Source organism: Halorubrum lipolyticum DSM 21995, assembly GCF_000337375.1.
GTDB classification, from domain to species: Archaea; Halobacteriota; Halobacteria; order Halobacteriales; family Haloferacaceae; genus Halorubrum; species Halorubrum lipolyticum.
This window is the reverse complement of record NZ_AOJG01000025.1, coordinates 106532-129593: the sequence shown is the minus strand read 5'-3', so window position 1 is coordinate 129593 and position 23062 is coordinate 106532. Positions and strand designations below refer to the sequence as shown.

Annotated in this window: 22 protein-coding genes and 1 tRNA gene; 9 read left to right on the top strand and 14 right to left on the bottom strand. The window is 70.9% G+C overall.

Translation table 11 applies throughout. The features are described 5' to 3' along the window. Positions 1–4 precede the first annotated feature (4 nt). The 3 genes from lysW to C469_RS09230 all read right to left on the bottom strand — a co-directional run bounded on the left by lysW (position 5) and on the right by C469_RS09230 (position 3208). Positions 5–193: a lysine biosynthesis protein LysW gene (lysW, locus tag C469_RS09240; RefSeq protein WP_008005946.1), complete on the bottom strand. Its 189-nt coding sequence runs from the start codon at positions 191–193 to the stop codon at positions 5–7. A gap of 267 nt (positions 194–460) precedes the next feature. Then, a complete protein-coding gene (gene argH / locus C469_RS09235) occupies positions 461–1969 on the bottom strand; it encodes an argininosuccinate lyase (protein WP_008005944.1) in 1509 nt (502 codons plus the stop codon). Then, a complete protein-coding gene (locus tag C469_RS09230) occupies positions 1970–3208 on the bottom strand; it encodes an argininosuccinate synthase (RefSeq protein ID WP_008005943.1) in 1239 nt (412 codons plus the stop codon). A gap of 437 nt (positions 3209–3645) precedes the next feature. Between C469_RS09230 and thpR the strand changes: the two genes are divergently transcribed. Continuing rightward, positions 3646–4236 carry an RNA 2',3'-cyclic phosphodiesterase gene (gene thpR, locus C469_RS09225; protein ID WP_008005942.1) on the top strand — a complete coding sequence of 197 codons (591 nt, stop codon included), beginning with the start codon at positions 3646–3648 and terminating at the stop codon, positions 4234–4236. Positions 4237–4260: 24 nt separating this feature from the next. On the opposite strand, the gene C469_RS09220 is transcribed toward thpR, so the two are convergent. Then, positions 4261–5577 carry a hemolysin family protein gene (locus tag C469_RS09220; RefSeq protein ID WP_008005941.1) on the bottom strand — a complete coding sequence of 439 codons (1317 nt, stop codon included), beginning with the start codon at positions 5575–5577 and terminating at the stop codon, positions 4261–4263. Between the two features lie 227 nt (positions 5578–5804). Between C469_RS09220 and serA the strand changes: the two genes are divergently transcribed. Beyond that, on the top strand, positions 5805–7409 hold the full coding sequence (gene serA / locus C469_RS09215; protein ID WP_008005940.1) for a phosphoglycerate dehydrogenase: 1605 nt from the start codon (positions 5805–5807) through the stop codon (positions 7407–7409). 51 nt (positions 7410–7460) lie between these two features. Here the strand turns inward: serA and thrC are convergent, their stop codons facing one another. From thrC to upp, 3 genes are all read right to left on the bottom strand, one after another. After that, a complete protein-coding gene (gene thrC / locus C469_RS09210) occupies positions 7461–8744 on the bottom strand; it encodes a threonine synthase (RefSeq protein WP_008005937.1) in 1284 nt (427 codons plus the stop codon). 90 nt (positions 8745–8834) lie between these two features. Beyond that, positions 8835–9047, bottom strand: coding sequence for a DUF7569 family protein (locus C469_RS09205; protein WP_008005935.1), 213 nt, complete (start codon positions 9045–9047; stop codon positions 8835–8837). A gap of 76 nt (positions 9048–9123) precedes the next feature. Next, positions 9124–9801, bottom strand: coding sequence for a uracil phosphoribosyltransferase (upp, locus tag C469_RS09200; RefSeq protein WP_008005934.1), 678 nt, complete (start codon positions 9799–9801; stop codon positions 9124–9126). Between the two features lie 114 nt (positions 9802–9915). On the opposite strand from upp, the gene C469_RS09195 reads away from it, so the two are divergent. From C469_RS09195 to C469_RS09180, 4 genes are all read left to right on the top strand, one after another. Next, entirely contained in the window at positions 9916–10122 is a 207-nt protein-coding gene (locus tag C469_RS09195; RefSeq protein WP_008005933.1) for a hypothetical protein, read from the top strand. Positions 10123–10251: 129 nt separating this feature from the next. Continuing rightward, positions 10252–10938, top strand: coding sequence for a DUF5828 family protein (locus C469_RS09190; RefSeq protein ID WP_008005932.1), 687 nt, complete (start codon positions 10252–10254; stop codon positions 10936–10938). Between the two features lie 50 nt (positions 10939–10988). Next, positions 10989–11231, top strand: coding sequence for a hypothetical protein (locus C469_RS09185; protein ID WP_008005931.1), 243 nt, complete (start codon positions 10989–10991; stop codon positions 11229–11231). 121 nt (positions 11232–11352) lie between these two features. Continuing rightward, positions 11353–11757: a helix-turn-helix domain-containing protein gene (locus tag C469_RS09180; RefSeq protein WP_008005930.1), complete on the top strand. Its 405-nt coding sequence runs from the start codon at positions 11353–11355 to the stop codon at positions 11755–11757. Positions 11758–11779: 22 nt separating this feature from the next. Here C469_RS09180 and C469_RS09175 read toward each other — a convergent pair whose 3' ends face one another. Together C469_RS09175 and C469_RS09170 are read right to left on the bottom strand one after the other, a co-directional pair. Beyond that, complete coding sequence (locus C469_RS09175; protein WP_008005929.1) at positions 11780–13918, bottom strand: S9 family peptidase; 2139 nt, start codon at positions 13916–13918, stop codon at positions 11780–11782. A gap of 75 nt (positions 13919–13993) precedes the next feature. Then, positions 13994–14602 carry an IMP cyclohydrolase gene (locus C469_RS09170; RefSeq protein ID WP_008005928.1) on the bottom strand — a complete coding sequence of 203 codons (609 nt, stop codon included), beginning with the start codon at positions 14600–14602 and terminating at the stop codon, positions 13994–13996. A gap of 191 nt (positions 14603–14793) precedes the next feature. Between C469_RS09170 and C469_RS09165 the strand changes: the two genes are divergently transcribed. After that, positions 14794–14866 (top strand) — tRNA-Gln (locus tag C469_RS09165). Between the two features lie 190 nt (positions 14867–15056). Here the strand turns inward: C469_RS09165 and cgi121 are convergent. The 3 genes from cgi121 to hisB all read right to left on the bottom strand — a co-directional run bounded on the left by cgi121 (position 15057) and on the right by hisB (position 18791). Then, positions 15057–15653, bottom strand: a complete 597-nt coding sequence (cgi121, locus tag C469_RS09160) for a KEOPS complex subunit Cgi121 (RefSeq protein ID WP_008005927.1) — start codon at positions 15651–15653, stop codon at positions 15057–15059. Beyond that, on the bottom strand, positions 15650–18097 hold the full coding sequence (locus C469_RS09155; RefSeq protein ID WP_008005923.1) for an ATP-dependent DNA helicase: 2448 nt from the start codon (positions 18095–18097) through the stop codon (positions 15650–15652). The genes cgi121 and C469_RS09155 overlap by 4 nt, the downstream gene beginning before the upstream one ends. A gap of 97 nt (positions 18098–18194) precedes the next feature. Further along, positions 18195–18791, bottom strand: coding sequence for an imidazoleglycerol-phosphate dehydratase HisB (hisB, locus tag C469_RS09150; RefSeq protein WP_008005921.1), 597 nt, complete (start codon positions 18789–18791; stop codon positions 18195–18197). 106 nt (positions 18792–18897) lie between these two features. Between hisB and C469_RS09145 the strand changes: the two genes are divergently transcribed. Next, positions 18898–20349 carry an APC family permease gene (locus C469_RS09145; protein WP_008005920.1) on the top strand — a complete coding sequence of 484 codons (1452 nt, stop codon included), beginning with the start codon at positions 18898–18900 and terminating at the stop codon, positions 20347–20349. Next, positions 20349–21164, top strand: coding sequence for a UspA domain-containing protein (locus tag C469_RS09140; RefSeq protein WP_008005918.1), 816 nt, complete (start codon positions 20349–20351; stop codon positions 21162–21164). Before C469_RS09145 ends, C469_RS09140 begins: the two co-directional genes overlap by 1 nt. Positions 21165–21184: 20 nt before the next feature. Here the strand turns inward: C469_RS09140 and hisA are convergent, their stop codons facing one another. Together hisA and C469_RS09130 are read right to left on the bottom strand one after the other, a co-directional pair. Next, entirely contained in the window at positions 21185–21940 is a 756-nt protein-coding gene (gene hisA / locus C469_RS09135) for a 1-(5-phosphoribosyl)-5-[(5-phosphoribosylamino)methylideneamino]imidazole-4-carboxamide isomerase (RefSeq protein ID WP_008005917.1), read from the bottom strand. A gap of 65 nt (positions 21941–22005) precedes the next feature. Then, a complete protein-coding gene (locus C469_RS09130; RefSeq protein WP_049911198.1) occupies positions 22006–22851 on the bottom strand; it encodes a hypothetical protein in 846 nt (281 codons plus the stop codon). Positions 22852–23062: the final 211 nt, after the last annotated feature.

Genomic DNA, 23062 nt, shown 5'->3' with positions numbered 1-23062 from the left:
CCATCTACTCGCCCCAGTCCTCCTCGAGTTCGGGGGCCTCTTCCAACACGACGGGGTCCAGCGAGATGACCTCCAGCTCGGTCCCGGTGACCGGGCTGTCGATGATCTCGCCGACCTCGACGTCGGCCGGAAGCTCGATCTCCTCGCCCGTGATCGGGTCCTCTGCCACCACCGGATCAGTGTCGCTCGTCATCGTACCAGCTACTCGACCGTGAACCCGCATAAACCCTTCGAACTTGTAATCTGATTTACAATAAATGGACTACCCTCTAACGGACGAAAATCGGATATACAACCGCCGTGTGAAATCCGGTGTCAGATTTCAGTAGTGAGTGCGTCCCCTCGCGGGGACGGCGGCACCGTCGGCGGTCGCGGGTCGGCCGTCGACGGCATCGGTCGTCGCGGGGGGCGCGGCCGACGCGGCGGTCGAGGTCCCCGCCCCGCGGCAGTCGGCACCGGCTCACGCATACGAGTCCACCTCCGCGTCCAGGAGCGCCGCCGCCGCCGCGAGCGACTCCCGCTCGTCGGCGAGCGCCGCGGCGTCGGCCTCGATCCCCGCCTCGGCGGTCGCGAGCTCGTCGGCGACGGCGTCGGGAGCCGGCCCCCCGGCGGAGTCGCGGCTCGCGACGCTGGCGGCGGGGTCGAGCGCGGACTCCACGTCCTCGCGGCTCACGTGCGCCGAGAGGGGCTCGCCAGTCACGTTTCGAGTGGCCTCGTCAACTTTTGCGGCCGCGGCGGCCGGCGAGTCGCCGTCGGAGACGGTCTCGGCGGCCGTCGCGACGATCTCGTGGGCCGTCCGGAACGGCATCCCGCCCATCGCGAGCAGGTCGGCGACGCCCGTCGCCGTCGAGAAGCCCTCGCCCGCGGCGTCCGCGAGCGTCGCCTCGTTCCAGTCGGCGGTCGCGACCGCGCCCGCGGCGACCTCGGTCGCCTCCCGCACGTCGTCCGCGATCTCGAACACGCCCGCGTGGGCGCGCTGGAGGTCGCGGTTGTACGCGCGGGGCAGCCCCTTCAGCAGGCTCAGCGTGCCCGTCGCCTCCCCGATCGCGTCGCCGGCGACGCCCCGGGTCAGCTCCAGCGTGTCGGGGTTCTTCTTCTGGGGCATGATCGAGGAGGTGGAGGCGTACGCGTCCGACAGCTCCACGAAGCCCTTGTTCGAGAAGAGGACGAGGTCCTCCGCGAGCCCCGACAGCGTCGTCGCGAGCGTCGCGCACGCGGTCGCGCCCTCCGCGAGGAAGTCGCGCGCCGACGCGGCGTCCGTCGAGTTCCGGACCGTCCCGTCGAACCCCAGCAGCTCGGCGGTCCGGTCGCGGTCGATGTCGAACGGCGTCCCCGCGAACGCCGCCGCGCCGAGCGGCGACCGGTCGACCCGGTCGTAGGCGTCGAGCAGGCGCTCGGTGTCGCGTGCGACCCCGCCCTCGTAGGAGAGCAGGTAGTGCGCGACCGTCGTCGGCTGGGCCGGCTGGAGGTGGGTGTACCCGGGCATCACCGTCTCCGTGTGTTCGCTCGCCACGTCGACGAGCGCCTCGCGGAGCGCGATCGTGGCCTCGGCGGCCGCGAGCAGGTCCTCGCGCAGCCGGTACCGGATGCAGGTCGCCACCTCGTCGTTGCGCGAGCGCGCGGTGTGCATCCGGCCGCCGTCCGGGCCGACCCGGTCGATGACGGCCGTCTCGATCGCCTCGTGAACGTCCTCGCCGTCGGGGAGCGCGTCGTGGCCGGCGGCCTCCACGTCGTCGAGGGCGGCGAGGATGTCGCCGGCGACCGCGCTATCGACGATCCCCTGCTCCGCGAGCATCACCGTGTGCGCGCGGTCGACGGCCAGGTCGGCCTCGAAGATCGCCGCGTCGGCGGCGAGGCTCGACAGGAACTCGCGGGCGGGGCCGCCGCTGAAGCGGTCGCGGCGGACGGCCGTACCGGTGGCACCCGTTCCGTTGGCGTCCCCCGCCGTGCCGGGGTCGTCGTCGGTCATTTAGTTCTCGTCGTCGGTCTCGTCCGTCTTTCCAGAGCCGTCCGTCGCCAGCTCGGGCTTTTTCACGCCCGCCTTCACGTCGTTGGCGAGGCGCTCCTGCAGCCCGTGGTACTTCGCGACGCCGGTGGCGTCCTCCTGCGCGATGCCGGCCACGTCCTCGGTGTTGAACGAGGCCATCTCCTCGGAGTAGACGGCGTAGTCGGAGTCGCGGGCGACGACGCGACAGTTTCCGCCGGACACCTTCACGGTCGCGGTGCCGGTCACCACGTCCTGCGTCTCGTCGACGAACGCGTCGAGCGCGTCGACGACGGGAGCGAAGACGAGCCCCTGGTACGCCTTCTCGGACCACTCCTGCTCGATCCCCTTCTTGAACGAGCGCTCGTTCTTCGTGAGGACGAGGTCCTCGAGCGCCTGGTGGGCCGTCAGCAGGACGGTCGCGGCCGGGTGCTCGTAGTTCTCGCGCACCTTCAGCCCGAGCATGCGGTCCTCCATCACGTCGGTGCGGCCGATGCCGTAGCCGCCGGCGTACTCGTTGAGGTGCTGGATCAGCGGGACGGGGTCCATCGCCTCGCCGTCGACGGCGACCGGGACGCCCTCCTCGAAGGCGACCTCGATGGTGGTCTCGCCCTCCGGCTCCGCGGTCCACTCGTAGATGTCCTCCGGCGGCTCGTAGTTCGGGTCCTCCAGCTTCCCGCCCTCGACCGCGCGCGACCAGATGTTCTCGTCGATGGACCAGACGCCGCCGTCGCCGGCCTCGACGGGCAGGTCCTTCTCGGCGGCGTAGTCGATCTCCCACTCGCGGGTGAGGCCGAGCTCGCGCACGGGGGCGATCACCTCGAGGTCGGAGCCGCGCCAGACGGCCTCGAACCGGAGCTGGTCGTTCCCCTTCCCGGTGCAGCCGTGCGCGATGGCGTCACAGCCCTGCTCCTCGGCGACGCCCAGGATAGCCTCGGCGATGACGGGGCGCGCGAGCGCGGTCCCGAGCGGGTAGCCCTGATAGGTCGCGTTCGCCTTCACCGCGTCGTAACAGAGGTCCGCGAACTCCGCTTTGGCGTCGACGACGTGGATGTCGAGCCCGAGCGCCTCGGCGGTCTCCTCCGCCTCGTCGAACTCCTCGGTCGGCTGCCCGACGTCGACGTTGACGCCGATGACCTCGTCGTAGCCGTACTCCTCTTTCAGGAGCGGCACGCAGACGGTCGTGTCGAGTCCCCCACTGAACGCGAGTGCAACGGTTGCCATTACCGGAGTAGAATGGACTCTCCCCCTTAAATTCGTCGCTTTAGAAGTTGTAAGAAATTGGCGGCGGCGACGCTACCCGACGACGTAGCTGTCACTCTCCGAAACGGAACGGCGCGAACGCGACGAGGGAAAAGTTACTGGCCCGAGGGGGCCGGTCGTCGCGCCGCGCCGGAAGCCGGTCGCGGCGGTCGGACGCCTCGTCGCGGTCGCGGGGCTCGTCGGCCTCGGAAGAGGGCGGCGTCGAGACGAGCCTCCGCGCGCATTAGCAGAGTCTAGCCCGGTTTCCGTATAAAAACATTCCGCAACTCCGCCGCGAACGCGCACCGACACCGCTTCGTCGGACGGAACCTTTCGCACCTGTGTGATGGTGGGACTAAAATGCCGTGAGCGACGGCGTCGATCGTTTATAAACGATCTCGCCAAACGTTCCACCCGTCATGCGAGCGTTCTTCGCCGTCGACCTCCCGGACCGTTTCGCGGATCCGATCGCGGAGGCACAGGCCGCGTTCGAGGGCGCCGAGGGACTGCGGTTCGTCGCCCCCGAGCAGACGCACGTGACGCTGAAGTTTCTCGGTGAAATCGCCGACGACGCCGACACTGACACTGAGACCGACGACACCACGCCCGCGCTCGCCGACGTGATCGCGGCCGGCGAGCGCGCGGTCGCGGACGCCGACGTCGACCCCTTCGAGTGCGCGATCAGTGGATACGGCGTCTTCCCGAGCCTCGACTATATCTCGGTCGTCTGGGCGGGCGTCGACGCGGGGAGCGCCGAACTGACCGCGCTCCACGAGGCTCTCGAGAGCGAGACGACCGCGCTCGGCGTCGACCCCGAGGAGCACGAGTTCGCGCCGCACGTCACGCTCGCCCGGATGGACGACGCCCGCGGGAAGGGACTCGTCCAAGAGGTCGTCCGCGAGCGGGACCCAGACGTCGGCCGGTTCGAGGTCGAGACCGTCCGGCTCGTCTCGTCGACGCTGACGAGCGACGGGCCGGCGTACGAGACCGTCGCGTCGTTCGGGCTCTAGATCGATCGCGGTCGCGCGGCGTCGTCACTCGACGCCGTCGCCCGGCGCGTCAGCGGACCCGGAGGCGCCCGACCCGCCCTCGCCCTCGGCTCCGATCCCCGGGTGCTCCACCCGCACTCGGGTCACTCGCGTCGCGGTCGCGCCCGTCACCGCGAGCGTCACGTCGCCGATCTCGACGCGGTCGCCCTCGGCCGGGACCCGCCCGAGCTGTCGGGTCACCAGCCCCGCGACGGTCTCGGTCCCCCCGTCGACCGGGAGGGACAGATCGAGGGTCTCGTTGAGGTGCGCGACGGTGGTCCACCCGCGCACGACCGCGGCGTCGGACGCGATCACGTCGACGTGGTCGGTCTCCCACCGCCCGACCAGCTCGCCGACGACCTCCTCGACCACGTCCTCTAAGGTGACGATCCCGACCACCGAGCCGAACTCGTCGACGACGACGGCCATGCGGAGGTCGCTCGACCGCATCGCCGCGAACAACTCGTCGACCGGCTGGGTCTCCGGCACGAAGGTCGGTTCGCGGAGCGCGCTCGCGAGCGGCTCCCCGCGCTCGTCGGCGGCGACCGCGTCGCGCAGGTCGACGATCCCGACGACGTCGTCGCGGTTCTCGCCGTACACCGGCATACGCGTGACGCCCTCCGCGGCGGCGGTCGAGACGGCGTCGGCCGGCGTGGCGGTGTCGGGCAGCGCGACCATGTCGGTCCGGGGGACCATCACCGCCGACACGCGGATCGACTCCAGGTCGAGGACGCCGCGGATCATCGCGCCCTCGTCCGGGTCGAGCGCGCCCGCCGCCTCGCCGGAGAGGACGAGCGTCTCGATCTCCTCGCGCGTGAGGTACGACTCGATGTCTGACTCGCCGCCCGTGAACCCGTTGACGACGCCGGAGAGCGCCTCGAACACGTACAGCACGGGCCGGATCGCGCGCTGGATCGCGACGACCGGCCGGGAGACGCGGAGCGCGTGCTTCTCGGCGTTCGCCACCGCGTACGACTTCGGCGCGATCTCGCCGAAGACGATGACGAAGACGCTCGTGACCAGCGTCGAGCCCGTGGCCGCCTCCCCCCCGGAGAAGCCGAACCGGACGAACACCGCGGTCGCGACCGACGCGGCCGCGATGTTGGCGACGTTGTTGCTCACGAGCGCCGTGACGAGGAAGCGGTGCGAGTCCTCCCGCAGCGCCGAGAGCGCCCGCGCGCCGGGCACGTCGGCGGCGAGCAGCGAGTCGACCCGGTGGGTCGGGACCGAGAAGACGGCCAGCTCCGAACTGGAGAAGAAGGCGCTGATCCCCGTCAACACGAGGATGGCGGCCACGCCGGCGAACGCGATCGTGATGTCCATACCCGACCAAGCGTCCGGATATAAAAGGCAGTACCGCCGAGCGACGGAGCCCGGGGCGAGCGGGAGACGCCGGAACCGACGACGGCCGGACCGACCGATCGGTACCCACGAACGAGGTGTTTCCACCCGAAATGAAGGGGTTCGATGTCCGCGATCGCGGATCGTCTCGGTCGGCAAAACGGAGCGATGAGGAAAGGGTTAACCTCGCGCCGCCGGTGAAAACGCCCATGAAGGTACTCGTGACCGACCCCATCGCGGACGCGGGGTTGGACCGACTCCGAGACGCCGGGCACGAGGTCGTAACTGACTACGAAAGCGAGGGCGACGCCCTGCTCGACGCCGTGAGCGACGCCAACGCGCTCATCGTCCGCTCCGGAACCGACGTGAACGAGGCGGTCTTCGAGGCCGCCTCCGAGCTCGTCATCGTCGGGCGCGCCGGCATCGGGGTCGACAACATCGACATCGAGGCCGCCACCGACCACGGGGTCATCGTCGCCAACGCGCCCGAGGGGAACGTCCGGGCCGCCGCCGAGCACACGGTCGCGATGACGTTCGCCGTCGCGCGCTCGATCCCGCAGGCGCACGGCCGCCTCCTCGGCGGCGAGTGGGCCAAAGGCGAGTTCCTCGGCACCGAGGTGAACAACAAGACGCTCACCATCGTCGGGCTCGGCCGCGTCGGCCAGGAGGTCGCGAAGCGGCTCGACTCGCTCGGGATGGATCTCGTCGTCTACGACCCGTACATCTCCGAGGAGCGCGCCGAACGGCTCGGCGCCGAGCTCGTCGAGGACCTCCACGAGGCGCTCGCGCGCGGCGACTTCGCGACGATCCACACCCCGCTCCTCCCCGAGACGGAGGGGATGATCGGCGAGGACGAGCTGGCCCAGCTGGAGGGCGGCTACCTCATCAACTGCGCCCGGGGCGGCATCGTCGACGAGGACGCGCTCGCCGAGGCGGTCGACGACGGCGTCCTCGCGGGCGCCGCGCTCGACTCCTTCGCCGAGGAGCCCCTCTCGCAGGACTCGCCGCTGCTCGATGTCGAGGAGATCGTGCTGACGCCGCACCTCGGCGCCTCGACGGAAGCCGCACAGGAGAACGTCGCCGTCGACACCGCCGAGGCCGTGCTCTCGGCGTTCGACGACGAACCCGTCCTGACGGCGCTCAACGCGCCCTCCGTCGACGAGACGGCCTTCCCGCGGATCAAGCCGTACATCGCCGTCGCCGAGACCGCCGGCAAGGTCGCCGCACAGCTGCTCGACGGCCGCATCACGGGCGTGGAGACGTGCTACGAGGGCGACATCGCCGAGGAGGACGTGGAGCTCGTCACCGCGAGCGCGCTGAAGGGCGTCTTCGAGCCGCTGGAGTGGCAGGTGAACGCGGTGAACGCGCCCCGGCTCGCCGAGGAGCGCGGCATCGACGTGACCGAGTCGAAGACCCGCCAGACGGAGGACTTCCAGAGCCTCGTGCGCGTCACCGTCAACAACGGCGACGACTCCATCGCGGTCGAGGGCACCCTGTTCGCGGGCGAGGACCCGCGCATCGTCCGCATCGACGGGTTCCGCGTCGACGCGGTCCCGTACGGCCACATGCTGGTCGCGCGCAACACCGACGAGCCGGGCGTCATCGGGCTCATCGGCACCGTGCTCGGCGACCACGACGTGAACATCGCCGGGATGTACAACGCCCGCGAGACGCAGGGCGGCGAGGCGCTCACCGTCTACAACCTCGACCAGGACGTGCCGGACGCCGCGATCGAGGCGCTGCTCGAGGACAGCCGGATCGTCGAGGTCACCGAGATCACGCTGGACGACGCCGACGAGCGGCAGGCGGAGTAGCGGTTCGGTAGGTCTATCTTTAAAAGTCGACGGACTCGCTTCCCGAGGGCACTACCCGTGCAGGTGGTCGAGCACGGCGTCCACGTCGTTCGGGACGGGCTCGGGGTCGCCGCCGGCCTCGTAGGCGGCCTCGGGGTCTTTTAAGAGGTGCCCCGTGGTCAGGCAGACGACCCGCTCGTCGTCGTCGACGACGCCGGAGCGTCGGAGCTTCTTCAGACCGGCGAGGCTCGCGGCGGAGGCGGGCTCGACGCCGACGCCCTCGGCGGCGAGGTGGCGCTGCGCGGCGGTGATCTCGTCGTCGCTGACGGCGACGGCGGTGCCGCCGGTGTTGCGGATCCCCGGGATCGCCTTCGGCGCGTTGACCGGGTTGCCGATGCGGATCGCGGTGGCGCGCGTCTCGACCTCCTCCCACCGCCGGACCTCGTCGTTCCCCTCCTCGATCGCCTCGACCATCGGGGCGGCGCCCTCGGCCTGCACACCGGTGAGCTTCGGGACCTGATCGACCTCGAGCGCGCCCGCCTGGACCAGCTCGCGGAACCCCTTATAAAGGGCCGACGTGTTGCCGGCGTTGCCGACGGGGAGGACGATGCGGTCCGGGAACGTCCCGTAGTCGGCGTAGAACTCCTCTAAGATCTCGAATCCGATCGTCTTCTGTCCCTCCAGGCGGAACGGGTTCAGGGAGTTGAGCAGGTACGCCTCGCCGCGCGCGGCCAGCTCCTGGACGATGTCGAGGCAGGCGTCGAAGTTGCCGTCGACCTCCAGGATGCGGGCGCCGTGGAGGCTCGCCTGCGCGACCTTCCCCGCGGCGACCTTCCCCGCGGGGAGGAGCACGAGCGTCTGCATGTCGCCGCGCCCGCCGTAGGCTGCGAGCGCGGCCGAGGTGTTCCCGGTGGAGGCGCACGCGAGCGCGCCGACGCCGAGCTCCTTCGCCACGCGGACGCCGACGGTCATCCCGCGGTCCTTGAACGAGCCGGTGGGGTTCATCCCCTCGTGTTTGACCCGGAGCGCGTCGACGCCGACCGCCTCCTCGATCCGCGGGACGCGGTGCAGCGGGGTGCCGCCCTCGGGGAGCGTGACGCCGAGATCGAAGGGAAGCGCCTCGCGGTAGCGCCAGACGCCGCGGTCGGGGCCGTCGGTCGACGCGCCCGACCCGAACTCGTCGAACGTCGGCGGGTCGTCGTAGCGCACTTCGAGCAGGCCGTCGCACTCGTCGCAGGTGTACCGGACGGCCTCGAAGGGGGCGAACGTCTCGTCGCACTCGATACAGGCGAGCCACGTCCCGTCGTCGGCGCAGTCGGGCGCCGCCGGGGTCGGGGCGTCGATGGCGAGGTCCATTACGTCGCCGTCCGTGCCGCCGCGGCTTAAGACGGGCGGTCGGGACGGACGTTGCCTGCGGTCCGGAACGAACGGGTCGCCCCCGGCCGCTCAGTCGACGATGATCTCGGAGCTGTCGGAGTCGTCGGGACCGGAGCCGAACCGGTCCTGATAGCGCTGGATCCAGTCGGCGAAGCAGTCGGGACAGAGCCGCTGGGTGTCGATGTTCGCTCGGTCGACGCTCAGCCGGACGGTGCGCGCGAGCGCGTCCGTGGTGGGGTCGCCGCAGCCGTCGCAGGGCTCGGTCGTCGGCGCGTCGCTCATACAGATCGGTCGCGCGGGCGGCTCTTAAAAGTACGTCGCAGGGAACGCCTCCGTCGCGTCGGTCGCCCCGATCGCTTCAGACCGTCCGGAACGCGCGGTCGCCGGCGTCGCCGAGGCCGGGGAGGATGAACCCGTCGTCGTCGAGGCGGTCGTCGATGGCGACCGTGAGCAGGTCGGCGTCGGGCACCGACTCGCTCACGCGGACGAGCCCCTCCGGCGCGGAGACCGCCGAGAGGACGAACAGGTCCTCCAAGTCGTCGGCCTCGTCGAGGACGTGGTCGAGGACGGCGCACATCGTCGAGCCGGTGGCGAGCATCGGGTCCGCGACGATCACGGTGTCCTCGGGCCGGATCTCGGGGAGCTTCACGTAGTCGATGGTGATCGGGAACTCGCCGTCGTCGGTCATCCCGGCCTCCTCGTCGCGACCGGCAGAGATGACGCCCTGCTTCGCGCGCGGGAACGCCTTGAGGAGCCCCTCGACGAACGGGGTGGCCGCCCGGAGCACGTTGATGATGACCACGTCGTCGAGCCCCTTCACGCGCTCGCCGGTCGTCTCCTGAAGCGGCGTCTGGACGGGGACGTACTCCGTCTCCATCGCGCCGTCGATGATCTCGTAGCCGCAGATCCGACCGAGCTTCACGAGCCCCTTCCGGAAGGCGACCTGCTCGGTCTCGACGTCGCGGAGCCGCGAGAGGGTGTCCTTCGCCAGCGCGTGCGTGATGAGGTGCGCGTCGTCGCGGTCTTCGATAGTCATTGTCGGGAGAAGCGCCGCGTTCGGCTTAAAAGATGGCGAAACTCGCCGGTTCGTCGGGCCGCTCGATCGGTGGAAGCCGATACGTTGATACGTCGCGCCCGCCGACCGCGCATCATGTTCCAGTACGTGTCCGCAGTGGGGATCGTCGCGACGGTCATGACCCTCCTCATGGTCATCGCGATGCTGTACCTCGTCTTGGGCGCGCTCGGTGACGGCCCCCACACGCCGACCCCCGACGACGGCGAACAGCCCGAGCTCGGCGAGGGCGAGGACGCGGGCCAGACGCAGGGCGAGCTCGCCGCCGACGCCAACTCGAACTGAGCCGCTGTGAGGACTCCTCTCCGGCGGAATCGGTCGTCGGCCCGACCGACCGCCGGTTCTCGCACGAGGAATAGCGGTTCACGCGGTCGGGGAAACTTATACGCGTTCGCGCCGTAGCGAGAGCAAGCGATGGAAGAGAGCATCTCCGGCTTCAAGATGCGCGGGGACTGGGGAGACGTGGTCGAGCACGGCGAGCGGATCGCCCTGGCGCTCCGAGAGACCGGCGCCGACGGCGACCCGTTCCACGAGTTCGACGACTGGCGCCCCAAGTCTCACGAGCGTATCGACGAGGACGTGTCGGCGAAGACCGCCGAACAGGCGTCCGTCGGCGAAGGAGAGGGCGAACAGGCCGGTAAATCGCCCGGCGACGACCTCCAGACGGCCGGCGAGAAGCTCACCGAGTCCTACGAGAAGGTCGAGGAGAACGACACCGAGAGCGCGATGGAGAGCTGGGGCGAGTCGATCGGCCACGTCGCGCGCGCCGCCGACTCGGCGAGTCGCAAGGCGCTCCGGAAGGTGGAAGACACCGTCTACCGGAAGGTGATGACCCAGATGGCACCGTACTACTTCGACAACGAACTCGTCAGCGCCAACGTCCAGGAGGTCGGCCGCGGCGAGAACGGCGAGACGTTCGTCTTCGAGGTGAACGTCAACGACGACGAGCTGAAAGCCGAGGTGAGCGACATCCTCGCCGACTACGAGTCCGAGATCGACCGCTGGCACGTCGAGGCCGAGAAGCGGACCGAGGACGTGGCCGCCGCCGAGGGGGTCGAGCCGCCGGAGGAAGAGGGCGGCCCGGACTCGACGATGACGTGAGGTCGGCCGGACAGGCACGGTTTTAATTCGGCGACCCGCGAAGAGGGCCTATGACCGAGGTACTCCGGGTCGAGGCCGGCGAGCTGTCGCCCGACGAGATCATCGACGCGCTCAACGACGGGCGCCGGATCCTCGTCGACGTCGAGGTCGCCGGCGGGCGACACGAGGTCGTGCTCCGCTACGACGGGGAGACGTATCACTGCGACACGCCCACGAACCTCCACCGGCACGCGGACGAGACCGAGATGCGCGGCTGTATCGACCGGATGGGATACGCGGACCCCGATCGCTGAGCCGCCGTCTCGTCGCCTCACCGCCCGCCGTCTCGCCGACTCGCCGCCCCGCCGACTGTCTGCCCCGCCGACTCGCCGCCGCGATGACGACTTTTAACCCGACCGCAGTCGAACGGCGCCCATGAGCGACCCCGAGATCGAGGACCTCGTCGGCGACGTGTCTCCCTCCTTCGAGCACGTGCTCTCCTGCGTGTTCGGCGTCCGGGACCACGAGAGCCGGACGTACCTGACGCTGCTCGATCACCCGGGGAGCACCGTCGCCGAACTCGCCCAGACCCTCGACCGAGACCGGTCGAACGTGAACCGGTCGCTGTCGACGCTGCGGGAGAAGGGGCTCGTCGAGCGCCGCCGCCGCCTGCTCGACTCGGGCGGGTACGTCTACCAGTACACCGCCATCCCGGTCCCGGAGGCGAAAGAGCGACTCCACGGCGCCTTAGACGAGTGGGTCGAGGGCGTCCACGCCGCGATCGACGCGTTCGACCCGGACGACTCGGACGACCCCGACGACCCAGACGACGGCGAGTAGCGTCTCTCTCGAGTATCCGGCTTCACTCCTCGCGGGCTTCCCTTTCTCCCTCTGTTCCGTCCCCTTCATCCCCGTCCCCGCCGCTCAACCCCTCCTCGTCGGGGCGGTCGAGCGCGCGCGGCGCGTCGTGGTGCTCGGAGTAGCCGTCGAACCAGCGGGCGATCCGCTCGATGCGGTCGACGACGTGGGCCGGCTCGCCCGAGCGAGAGAGCTCGTGGCCCTCGCGCGGGTAGCGCACGAACCGCGTGTCGACGCCGTTCTTCCGGAGGATCCGGTGGTACAGCTCCGCCGTGCAGATCGGCGTCCGGGTGTCGTCCTCGGAGTGAACGAGGAGCGTCGGCGTGTCGACCTCGTGGGCGTGGCCGGTCGGCGACTGCGCCCACAGCCATCCGGGCTCCTCGGACGGGACGGTGTCGAAGTCGCCCTCGACGAGCTTGTACGCCGCGTCCGTCGAGCCGTAGAAGCCGGTGAGGTCGTAGACGCCGCGCTGGGAGACGGCCGCGCGGAAGTAGTCGGTCTGGCCCACCGTCCACGCGGTCATGAACCCGCCGAAGGAGCCGCCGGTGACGAAGGCGTTCGTCTCGTCGACGTACGGGCGCTCCGCGACCGTCTCGACGCCCGCCATCACGTCCGTGAGCGTGACCGCGCCCCAGTCGCGCTCGATCGCCTGCATGAACGCCTCGCCGTAGCCGGTCGAGCCGCGCGGGTTCGACCAGAAGACGACGTACCCGCGAGCCGCGAGCGTCTGGAACTCGTGCCACATCGTCCCCGCCGTCGACCACATCGCGTGCGGGCCGCCGTGGATCTCGACCGCGAGGGGGAACTGGTTTTCGGCGCCGTCGCCCGGATCGAATTCCGGCGGCGTCAACACCCACCCCTGTATCTCCGTCCCGTCTGACTCGAAGCGGACCTCCTCGGGTTCACCGATCTCGCGCTCGGTGAGGTAGTCGGCGTTGAGCTCCGTCACCCGCGTCGTCTCGCCGGTCCCCGCGTCGTAGACGAAGGCGTCGCCCGGGTGGTCCCACTCGCTGGCGGCGAACGCGACGGTCACCTCCTCGGGGCCGGCGCCCGCGTCGCCGCCGACTGTCCCGCCCGACACCGCGCCGGGGCGACAGAGCCGCTCGGGCGTCTCGCTCCCGTCGCCGGGGACGTGCCAGAGGGCGGTCGCCCCCTCGTCCGGGGTCGCGAAGTACAGCGTCGCGTCGTCGGGTCCCCACTGAGGGGCGACCGCGCGACCGACTCCGCGGTCGAGATCCGCCGTGAGGTCGGTCACCGCGCCGCTCTCGCGGTCGAGCACGCGCAGATCCGTCTGCCGCATGGAGACCCGCTCGGGCTCGGCGTGAGTGAACGCGACTCGGCCGTCGTCGGTCGCCGCCAGCGCGGCGTCCCACCCCGTGGTCGCGTGGACACGCTCGGTCTCGCCCGTCTCGAAGTCGCGTGCGCGGATCGCGATCTCGACCGAGTCGTCGGGGTCGTCGCCGACCCGCTCGGTGAAGTAGAGGGTCTCCGCGTCTCCCCACTCGGGCGCACCGAAGTCGGCGTCGCCGTCGGTGACGCGCTCGACCCCCGCGGCCGGGTCGCCGCCGGTCGCGCCGTCGACCGGCGCGTCGGCGTCGACGACGTAGACGTGCGAGCGCCGACCGTCGACGTAGCGCTGTCCGGTCCGGTAGACGGTGCGGTCGACGACGCGCGGGTCGGGGTGGTCGTCGGGCTCGTATCCCTCGGGGACCGACAGGTCCCGGTCGGTCTCGCGGTCGTCGGCCGTCACCGACTGGACGAAGGCGAGCCGCTCGCCGTCGGGCGACCACGCGATCTCGGAGACGCCGCCGACGGCGTCGGTGAGCCGCCGGGCCTCGCCGCCGGCGAGCGGGAGTACCCACAGCTGCTGACGGTCGTCGGCGGCGCCCCGCGTCGAGGTGAACGCGATCCGGTCGCCGGACGGGCTCCAGCGCGGCTCCGCGTCGGTACCCTCGGCGAGCGTGAGCCGACGCGGGGCGCCGCCGTCGCGGTCAGCGAGATCGGCGAGGGACACCGTCGACTCGGTGGTCTCGTCGTCGACGGGTTCCCGTCGCAGGAAGGCGACGCGGTCGCCGTCGGGGGAGAGCCGCGGGTCCGCGGGTTTCGCGATGTCGTGGTAATCGGTCGCAGTGACGCGCTCCATGTCCGCGTATCGCTCGCGGGGCTCAAAAGGCGAGGGGAGCCGGAAAGGCGGTCGGGCGGACCCGCTTCGGGCGGTCTACTCCGCGTCGTTGTCGAACGCCAGCGTCACGCCGTCGGCGTCGACCGTCGCGCCCGCGGCGCACACCGGGTGTTCGAAGTCGGCGCCGAGGACCTCCGTCGCGGCCGTCGCGGCGTCGAGCGTCTCGGCGTCCGCGGCCGCGAATCCGTACGGCTCGGGGCTATCGGTCTCGTAGGTGGCGACGATCGTCGGCTCGTCGACCGCCTCGACGACGAGGCCGTCGCGGCGGACGACGCCGATCGTCGCGGTCTCGGCGGCGACGACGCCGGCGATCCGGGGCGTGTCGTAGTCGTCCTTCTCGAAGTCGAGCGCGAGCAGGGGCGTCGCCAGCGCGTCGCGGGCGGGGTACCCGAGCTCGAGCTTCTCCGCGATCGGGTCGACGTGGGAGCCGTTGCCGACGACCGCGAGCGGCTCGTCGGTCGGCGTCCGGACCGCGCGCGCGCAGTTGTACGAGACGTACGGGTTGTCCGTCTCGGGCGCGTCGGGCGTCGGGCCGACGGTGAGCGTTCCCTCCCGATCCGTCACGCGGCGGTTCGGGAACGAGCGCGAGGAGACGCGGTAGGCGCCGATACCGGGGGCGACGACGACGAATCGTCCGACGTACATACAGGTTCGTGGCTATCCGACCGGCTAAAGCGCATCGATATACGCACGTTCGGAGATCGGTCTCGGGCGGAACTCCCTCGTCCCCCTCGGCACTCGCCCCCGCCCCGCTCCCGAAGGCCTGTGAACCCGTGACAGAGGGCCCGCGACGCGCAACGCTTACAAAGACCCACTGGCTATCGGTGAGTGCACGCAGTCCATTGGGGTAGTGGCCAATCCTGTTGCCTTCTGGGGGCAACGACCCTGGTTCGAATCCAGGATGGACTATTCTCGCGGTTCGCTTCGGTCCGCGCCGACCGACTCTCGTCGGAGCCACGACCCGACCGCCGTCGGACCGGCGTCTCGACTCCTCGGGGACCCGCGACCCGCCCCGCTACGGTCCGCCCTGTTCGCGTTTCGACTGGAACGAAAACCCCACCACGTACCGCGTTTTCCAGCCGAAGCGAAGGGGTTCGACCTACTTCTCGACGTCGAGGAGCGCGACGCGCTCGCGGACGATGTCGGCGAGTCCTCCGGCGGTCGCGGCCATCTCGCGGTCGCCGACCTCGTAGAACTCCCGGACGCGTTCCGCGTCGCACGACGGGTCGAACCCTTCGGCCGAAGCCCCCGTCGCCGGCTCGAGCAGGTCTTCCACCGACGCAGCGGCCGCGTCGAGGTCCGCGGCAGGTCGGTCCGCGCCCGGAACCGCACCGAAGTCCGCGACGAGGACGACCGTTCGCTGCTCTCCCTCTGAGACGCCGAGCGCGAACGCGCGGTCGATCTGCCGGCTGCCGGCCGCGTACAGCATGACCTCGACGCCCGGATCGCGGGCGACGGCCTCGTCGCGGGCGATCGCGCGGGCGGCGAGGCGGGTCGCCTCGCAGAGGTGCGCGGCCGAGACGATCAGGTCCGCGTCGAACGCCTGCACGACCGCGCCCGTCTCCGCCGCGACCTCGTCGAGCGTCGCGAGGAACGCGTCGAGGTCGTCGATGGCGACTGTCCCCGCGACGAGCCGGTGGGGCGGGGTCGCCGGCGAGGCGGGGGCGTCGCCCGCGCCGGCGTCGGCGTCGGTCATCGGAAATCACCCAGGCTCGCCTGTCCGTCCCCGTCCCCGTCGCTCCCGGAGCCGGCGGTCGCGGCCGCGGAGGCCGACTTGTCCGGCCGCACGTCGTCCATCGAGGGGTCCTCGCGGCCGGCGTGTTCGAGGATCCGCTCGGCGGTGCGCTCGCGACCGCGGAGCGCGCCGAGGACGACCGGCTTGTCGGCCTCGCGGAGGTCGGCGCGGGTCTCGATTCCGGCCTCGAACAGCCGCCGGGCGCGTTTCCGGCCGACGTTGCGGACGCCGGCCAGGTCCAGGAGCTCCTCGCGGACGCCGTACTCGATCCGCTTGCGGGCCTCGCGGACCGCGACGACGACGTCGCCGTCGACGCCCTCCACGTCTCTCGCGAGGGTCTCGGCCGCGCGCAAGAGCCACTCGGCGGTGTCGACCTTCCCGCGGATATCGCCAGGGCCGACGCCGTACCGCTCCGTGATCCGGTCCTCGTCGACCTCGTTCGCCCAGTCCTCCAGCAGGCGGGCGGTCTTCAGCGACGCGAGCCAGTCCTCGAAGCGCACGTCCTCGTACTCGGAGGGCACGTCGCCGAGGAACTCCGTCTCCCGCTCGTAGCAGAGCTCGGTGTACGTCTCGCGGTCGCCCGACTTCAGGTAGAGCTCGTACATGTCGGGCGTGCGGCTGACGAGGTGGTAGAGGCCGAGGGGCGTGACTTCGGGGGGCTCCGTCGGCTCTTCGTCGGTCTCCTCTTGCTCTGCCGATTCCTCCTCCCCGGGCCGCGTGTAGGTCCCGAACCCGGGCTCGTCGCCGTCGTCGCCGGTCCTGACGAACTCGCCGGTCGCTCCCTCGGCGCCCGCGGTCGCGCCGTCGGCGTCCCGAGCGACCGACCGGAGCCCGTCGATCATCTCGGCCGCGCTCATCGGGTCGAGGTAGAGCCGCGAGACGGTGTGGCCGATGCCGGTCGCGGTCAGGCTCCCGCTCCCGCCGTCGCGCTCGCGCTCGACGAAGTCGTTGACGGCGAGGTAGTCGAGGACGGTGTCGGTGACGGCCGCGAGCCGCCCCTCGTCGTCGGTCTGGGTCGCGTAGAGGGTGTTGTCGAGGAAGGAGAGGAGGCCGTCACGAGTGGAAGCGAACCCGGAGGCGACGGTGGCGAGCACGTGGGTCCGAAGCGCGGGTTCGGCGGCGAGCTTCGATCGAACCGGCTCGGGGTCGGCCCAGAGGTACCGCTCGAACAGCTCCTCTTTCGTGTCCGCGTCGTTCGCGAGCAGCACCGCCTCGCCGTACGGGTCGAGCCCCGGGCGTCCCGCACGCCCGCACATCTGGTGTACCTCCAGCACATCGAGGGGTTTCATCCCGCCGAACTCCCCGTCGTACCGGCGCCAGTCGCGGACGATCACCCGGCGGGCGGGGGTGTTGACGCCGGCGGCGAGCGTCGGCGTCGCGGAGATGCACTTGATCAGCCGGTCGCGGAACGCGTCCTCGACGCGGGCGCGGTCCTCGCTCCGGAGCCCCGCGTGGTGGAACGCCGACCCCTGCTCGACCGCGTCCGCGAGGTCTGCGGCGGTGTCGGTGTCGGAGCCGGAGCGGATCTCCTCGGCGAGCTCGCGGAGCGTATCGCGCTCGTCGTCGGTGAGCCGAGGGCCGGTGACGTCCGTGAGCTTCCGGGCGGAGGACTCGGCGTTGCGACGGGAGTTGACGAAGACGAGCGAGGAGCCGCCCTGGCCGTCCTCTTCGGTGTCGAGCGCGTCGGCGACGAGCCGGGCGGTCTGGTCTTCGCCGCGCTCCACGGGCACCTCGCGCTTGCTCCCGTCCGCGAAGTCGATCGCGTTGCCGAAGTGGACGCCCATCCGGAGGTCGATGGGGCGCCAGTCGGACTCGACGAGCTCGGCGTCGAGCCAGTCGGCGATCACGTCCGCGTTGCCGACGGTCGCCGAGAGCGCGACCGTCTGGAGCCCGGGGTTCACCCGCCGGAGCTTCGCGAGGGTCACCTCGAGGGTCGGGCCGCGGTTCGGGTCGTCGACGAGGTGGACCTCGTCGCTCACGACGCAGGTGAGGTCGTCGATCCACGGGGCGCCGTTGCGGATGAGCGAGTCGACCTTCTCCGAGGTGGCGACGATGATGTCGCGGGTCGCCAGCCACTCGCCGTCGGACTCGTAGTTGCCGGTGGAGACGCCGACGGTGACGCCGAACTCCTCCCAGCGCTCGAACTCGGTCTTCTTCTCGCTGGCGAGCGCGCGCAGCGGGACGATATATAAGGCCTTGCCGCCGCGCTCGACCGCGGACAGCATGGCGAGCTCGGCGATCAGGGTCTTCCCGGAGGCCGTCGGCACCGCGGCGACGAGGCTCTCGCCGTCGGCGACGCCGGCCTCGACGGCGGCCTCCTGTGGCGGGTACAGCTCGGCGACGCCCTCCGCTTCGAGCGCCTCGCCGACGCCCGCGGGGAGCCCGGAGAGCGAACTCGGTTGCATTGGTGGAGGGTGGGTCCCGACCCGATTTAAACCGTCGGAACGCAGTCGTGGGCGGGGGCCGGCGGTCGTTCGCGGCCCTCGTCCCCGGACGCTCCGCTCACAACTCGCCTTTCGTACTCGGCGTGTCGCTCCGGCGCTCGTCGAGCCGCGTCGCGTCGTCGAGGGCCCGCGCGAGGGATTTAAAAAGGGCCTCCACCTCGTGGTGCGCGTTGTCGCCCGTCTCGACCGCGGCGTGGAGCGTCAGCCCGGCGTTGTGCGCGAGCGACAGCGCGAAGTGATCGGCCATGACGCTCGTGAACCCGCCGACCGACTCCTGGGAGAACTCGCCCGAGAAGTCGTAGTACGGGCGGCCGGCCACGTCGACGACGACGCTCGCGACCGCCTCGTCGAGGGGGACCCGTCGGTCGGCGTACCGCCGGATTCCTCGCTTGTCGCCGAGCGCCTCGTCGAACGCCTCGCCGAGGCAGATCGCCACGTCCTCGACCGTGTGGTGGTCGTCGATGTCGAGGTCGCCGTCGCAGGCGACCGTCAGATCGAAGAGGCCGTGTTTCGCGAACGATTCGAGCATGTGGTCGAAAAACCCGATCCCGGTGTCGACCTCGCTGTCGCCGTCGCCGTCGACCGCGAGGGTGAGCTCGATCGTCGTCTCGCTCGTCTCGCGGGTGACGGCCGCGGTCCGGTCGTGGTCGCTCATACCGGCTCGTCGCGGGGGATTCGTAAGTCGGTTGCGGGTGTGTCGGGCGACGGTCCCCGGTTCGGCGGTGGATATTTGTCACGTCAGCGAATCGTCTCGGCACGGTATGGACGATTCAGCGCCCCCCGAGGGGTCCGGTCCGTCGAACGCGACGGGCTCCGGCACCGACGCATCGCCCGCCGGCGTCGAGGTCCCGGACGCCGTCGCCGACGTCGTCGACGCCGACACCGGAGAGGGGGAGCTCGAACGGACGATCGGGCTCGTCGGGGGCCTCGCGATCGGCGTGGGGACGATGATCGGCGCGGGGATCTTCGTGTTCCCGGGGCTGGCGGCCGAGAACGCCGGCCCGGCGGCGTCGCTCTCGTTCGCGATCGGAGCGGTGATCGCCCTCCTCGTCGCCCTGCCGGCGTCGGAGCTCGCCACCGCGATGCCCCGCAGCGGCGGTGGCTACTTCTTCATTTCGCGCGGGCTCGGCAGCGCCGCCGGCGCGATCGTCGGGATCGGGCTCTGGCTCGGGCTCGTGTTCGCCTCCGCGTTCTACCTCGTCGGGCTCGGCAGCTACGCCGGACAGGTGTTCCTCGAAGCGGGGATCGCGCTCCCGATCGACCCGGCGATCCCCCTCGGCGTCGCCTTCGGCGTCGGGCTCACGGCCCTCAGCCTCTTCGGGACCGAGAACACCGCGGCGCTCCAGAACGGGATCGTGATCCTCCTCTTAGTCATCCTCACGCTCTTTTTGAGCTACGGCTCGCTCGACGCGCTCGGCGTCTTCGGCGCCGAGAGCACCCCGGAGCGGTTCTTCCCGCCCGGCGGGGCGCTCCCGGTGCTCCAGACGGCGGCGCTCGTCTTCACCTCGTACCTCGGGTTCGCGCAGGTCGCGACCGTCGCGGGCGACATCACGGAGCCGAGCCGGAACCTGCCGCTGGCGATGGTCGGTTCGGTGCTCCTCGTCGGCGTCTTCTACGTCGTCACCATCTTCGTCGCGACGAGCGCGTTCGGCAGCGTCCGGCTCGGCGAGTTCGGCGAGACCGCGATGGTCGAGGTCGCCCGGTCGTTCGTCGGGCTCCCGGGCGCGCTGGCGATCGTCGTCGCCGGGTTGTTGGCAACCTTCTCCAGCGCGAACGCCTCGATCCTCAGCGCCTCCCGCGCGGTGTACGCGGTGAGCCGCGACGGGATCATCCCCGAGGACGCGAGCCGGCTCAACCTCGCGTACGGCACACCGCACGTCGCCCTCGGCCTCGCCGGCGGTCCGATCGTCGTGTTGGCTGCGACCGGACAGGTGGCGCTGCTCGCGGAGGTCGCCTCCTTCCTCCACCTCGTGATGTACGGGCTGATCTGCGTCGCGCTGATACAGCTCCGCCGGGAGCGGCCGCCCTGGTACGCCCCCTCGTTCCGCTGTCCGGCCGGATTCGCGGTCGCCGCCGTCGGCGGGCTCGCGAGCTTCGCGCTGATCGCGTTCATGCAACTGGCGTCGATCGCCGTCGGGGCCGCCGTCATGCTCGCCGCCTACGGCTGGTACCGGTACTACGGGACGGACGTCGAACTCAAAGGTGACTTCTGATGACCGAGACACCCGCGGACGACGGCGGGGCACAGCCCGAGAGCGGAGAGGATCCGGCGACCGAAAGGGATCCGGCGACCGAACAACCCCCAGCGATCGACCGACCGTCGGTGCTGGTCCCGCTCGCGGTGTTGGAGGGCGAGTCGCTTCCGAACGGCACGCCGGAGCTGCTCGCGAACGCGCACGTCGTGCTGCTCGGGTATCACGCGATTCCCGAGCAGACCGCGGCCGAGCAAGCGCGCGAGCAGTTCGGCGAGACGGCGATGTCGAAGCTCGACGAGTTCGCCGACCGCCTCGCCGCGGCCGGCGCCGAGGTCGAGACGCGGCTCGTGTTCACCCACGACGAGGAGATCACGATCGACCGGCTGATCTACGAGTACGGCTGCCTCGCGGTGTTGGTTCCGAACAGCACGGAGTGCGTCGACTCGGTGTTCGTCGCGCTCCGTGGGACGGTCGGCGTCGGGCGGAACACGCGGCTCGTCGCCGGGCTGTTCGCCGACGGGGGCGTCGACGTGACGCTCTACCACGCCCTCGACGAGGGCGAGACCCCCGACGACGGAGAGTCGTTTTTAAACGGAGTGAAAGCCGACCTCGTCGAGCGCGGGATCGCTCCCGACCGGATCGAGACGCTCGTCGAGGACGCGGACGCCTCGATCGACGCCATCGCGGGCCGAGCCGAGTCGCACGACGCGGTCGTGATGGGCGAAACGGACCCGTCGGTCACCACCTTCGTCTTCGGGATGCCGTCGGAACAGGTCGCCGAGCGCTTCCTCGGCCCGGTGTTAGTCGTCCAGCGCGAGCGGCCGGAGGAATGATCGGCGGGGACGGTCGCGGTTCAGGCCTCGTCCGCGGCCGCCTGCGCCTCTCGCAGCGTGAACCGTCCCTCGTACAGCGCGGTGCCGACGACGACCGCGGCCGCGCCGGCCGTTTTTAAATCCGCCACGTCGTCGGTCGTCGTCACCCCACCGGAGGCGATCACGGGGATGTCGACCGCGTCGACGACGCTCGCGACCGCCTCGCGGTCGATCCCCTCCAGCTGTCCCTCCACGTCGACGTTCGTGAATAAGATTGCGCCCGCGCCCAGCTCCTCGTAGCGCGTCGCGGCCTCGGCGGGGTCGAGCCCGGTCCCCTCGGTCCACCCGCTCACGACGACCTCGCCGTCCTTCGCGTCGAGGCTGACGACCACGCTGCCGGGGTGCGTCTCGTCGATCTCGGCGACGATCTCGGGCGTCTCGACCGCTGCAGTGCCCAATATCACGCGATCGAGCCCCAGGTCGAGGAGGTCGCGCGCGCCCGCCGCGGTCCGGATGCCGCCGCCGAGCTGGAGGCCGACGCGGTCGTCGACCGCGTCGCCGCCCACCGCCTCCACCACCGCCTCGATCGCGTCGGCGTTGACGCGCTCGCCCTCGAACGCGCCGTCGAGGTCGACGAGGTGGAGCGTCTCGGCGCCCGACTCGATCCACCGCTCGGCGGCCTCGACCGGGTCGCCGTACCGCTTGCCCGTGCCGCGCTCGCCGCCGACCAGCTGGACGACCTCGCCGTCCTGCACGTCGACGGCGGGGATCACCTCGAAGGAAGGGAAGCCGCTCATACCGGGACAGAGCCGCGCGCGCCGATTAAACGGGTCGGTTCGAGCCTCGACGTGACCCCCGGCGCTCACTCCACCGAGATGAGCAGCGCCGAGATCTCCTCGTCGAAGGCCCCGGGCTCGGTCGCGAGCGCCGCTCTCGTCTCCTCGTCGACTGTCTCTTCGAGGAAGGTCTCGGCGTCGATCGCGTTCGGGAGGGCCTCGTCTATCACCTGCGTGAGCGGCTCCGCCGGATACGCGCCGCCCGCGACCAACACGTCGGTGCCGTCGTGCCAGACGCCCAGCCGCGACTCGATGTCGACGGTCTCGCCGAGGCTCGTCGTCGACCCGTCGGGAAGCGGCAGTTCGCCGTCGACGGCGAACTCGCCCGTCAGCTGCCACGTGGTCGCGGTGTGGCCGCTCCGCACGGTGCTCGTCCCCTCGTCGACGATCTCGACGTTCTCGATCCCGCTCGCGTTCAGCTGCGACCGGAACGCGTCGATCGCGGCGGTCTCCACCTCGGCCATCAGCTGGTCCCGTCCGATCCCGGCCGGGAGGCCGTCGATCGCCGGTCGGACGTCGATCCGGGTGGCGAAGAAGACGACCGGCGACCCGCTCGCGCCGAACGTCTCCGACAGCGCCTCGGCGACCGAGACGTACTCGTAGATCCGGGTGTGTTCGAGCGCGGTCACCGTCACCGGGCCGTACGACTGCTCGAACACCGTGCTCTCCGACTCGTCGAGGAGCCGCCAGCCGTCGTCGATCCGGTCGCTCGTCACCTCCGGCGCCGGCACCGGCCCGTCGCGCCCGCCGAGACAGCCCGCCAGCCCCGCGACGGCGACGGCCCCGCCGCCCGCGAGCAGGCGTCGCCGCGTGACGCCAGTCGCGTTTTCGCTCGGCCCCGCGGTTTCTCGCCCGGTCGGTCTCTCGTTCATGAACGGATGAATGTCGGCGCGCGGTAAATCGGTGTCGGCGGCGCTATCGGGGTTGATATCGCCGGATCCGCGGCGAACCGAGCGAACACGCGCGTTCCGTCGGTTCACCGATCGTCGCTTCACCGCCCGCCCCAGCGTCTCACCGTCCCACCGCCCGCCAACCCACTGCCTGCTCACCGCCCGCCCCACCATCCACCGCCGGCGACACGGA

Coding starts and splice junctions, on each gene's coding strand:
- lysW (WP_008005946.1), bottom strand. CDS start 193: ATGACGAGCGACACTGATCCGGTGGTGGCAGAGGACCCGATCACGGGC.
- argH (WP_008005944.1), bottom strand. CDS start 1,969: ATGACCGACGACGACCCCGGCACGGCGGGGGACGCCAACGGAACGGGT.
- C469_RS09230 (WP_008005943.1), bottom strand. CDS start 3,208: ATGGCAACCGTTGCACTCGCGTTCAGTGGGGGACTCGACACGACCGTC.
- thpR (WP_008005942.1), top strand. CDS start 3,646: ATGCGAGCGTTCTTCGCCGTCGACCTCCCGGACCGTTTCGCGGATCCG.
- C469_RS09220 (WP_008005941.1), bottom strand. CDS start 5,577: ATGGACATCACGATCGCGTTCGCCGGCGTGGCCGCCATCCTCGTGTTG.
- serA (WP_008005940.1), top strand. CDS start 5,805: ATGAAGGTACTCGTGACCGACCCCATCGCGGACGCGGGGTTGGACCGA.
- thrC (WP_008005937.1), bottom strand. CDS start 8,744: ATGGACCTCGCCATCGACGCCCCGACCCCGGCGGCGCCCGACTGCGCC.
- C469_RS09205 (WP_008005935.1), bottom strand. CDS start 9,047: ATGAGCGACGCGCCGACGACCGAGCCCTGCGACGGCTGCGGCGACCCC.
- upp (WP_008005934.1), bottom strand. CDS start 9,801: ATGACTATCGAAGACCGCGACGACGCGCACCTCATCACGCACGCGCTG.
- C469_RS09195 (WP_008005933.1), top strand. CDS start 9,916: ATGTTCCAGTACGTGTCCGCAGTGGGGATCGTCGCGACGGTCATGACC.
- C469_RS09190 (WP_008005932.1), top strand. CDS start 10,252: ATGGAAGAGAGCATCTCCGGCTTCAAGATGCGCGGGGACTGGGGAGAC.
- C469_RS09185 (WP_008005931.1), top strand. CDS start 10,989: ATGACCGAGGTACTCCGGGTCGAGGCCGGCGAGCTGTCGCCCGACGAG.
- C469_RS09180 (WP_008005930.1), top strand. CDS start 11,353: ATGAGCGACCCCGAGATCGAGGACCTCGTCGGCGACGTGTCTCCCTCC.
- C469_RS09175 (WP_008005929.1), bottom strand. CDS start 13,918: ATGGAGCGCGTCACTGCGACCGATTACCACGACATCGCGAAACCCGCG.
- C469_RS09170 (WP_008005928.1), bottom strand. CDS start 14,602: ATGTACGTCGGACGATTCGTCGTCGTCGCCCCCGGTATCGGCGCCTAC.
- cgi121 (WP_008005927.1), bottom strand. CDS start 15,653: ATGACCGACGCCGACGCCGGCGCGGGCGACGCCCCCGCCTCGCCGGCG.
- C469_RS09155 (WP_008005923.1), bottom strand. CDS start 18,097: ATGCAACCGAGTTCGCTCTCCGGGCTCCCCGCGGGCGTCGGCGAGGCG.
- hisB (WP_008005921.1), bottom strand. CDS start 18,791: ATGAGCGACCACGACCGGACCGCGGCCGTCACCCGCGAGACGAGCGAG.
- C469_RS09145 (WP_008005920.1), top strand. CDS start 18,898: ATGGACGATTCAGCGCCCCCCGAGGGGTCCGGTCCGTCGAACGCGACG.
- C469_RS09140 (WP_008005918.1), top strand. CDS start 20,349: ATGACCGAGACACCCGCGGACGACGGCGGGGCACAGCCCGAGAGCGGA.
- hisA (WP_008005917.1), bottom strand. CDS start 21,940: ATGAGCGGCTTCCCTTCCTTCGAGGTGATCCCCGCCGTCGACGTGCAG.
- C469_RS09130 (WP_049911198.1), bottom strand. CDS start 22,851: ATGAACGAGAGACCGACCGGGCGAGAAACCGCGGGGCCGAGCGAAAAC.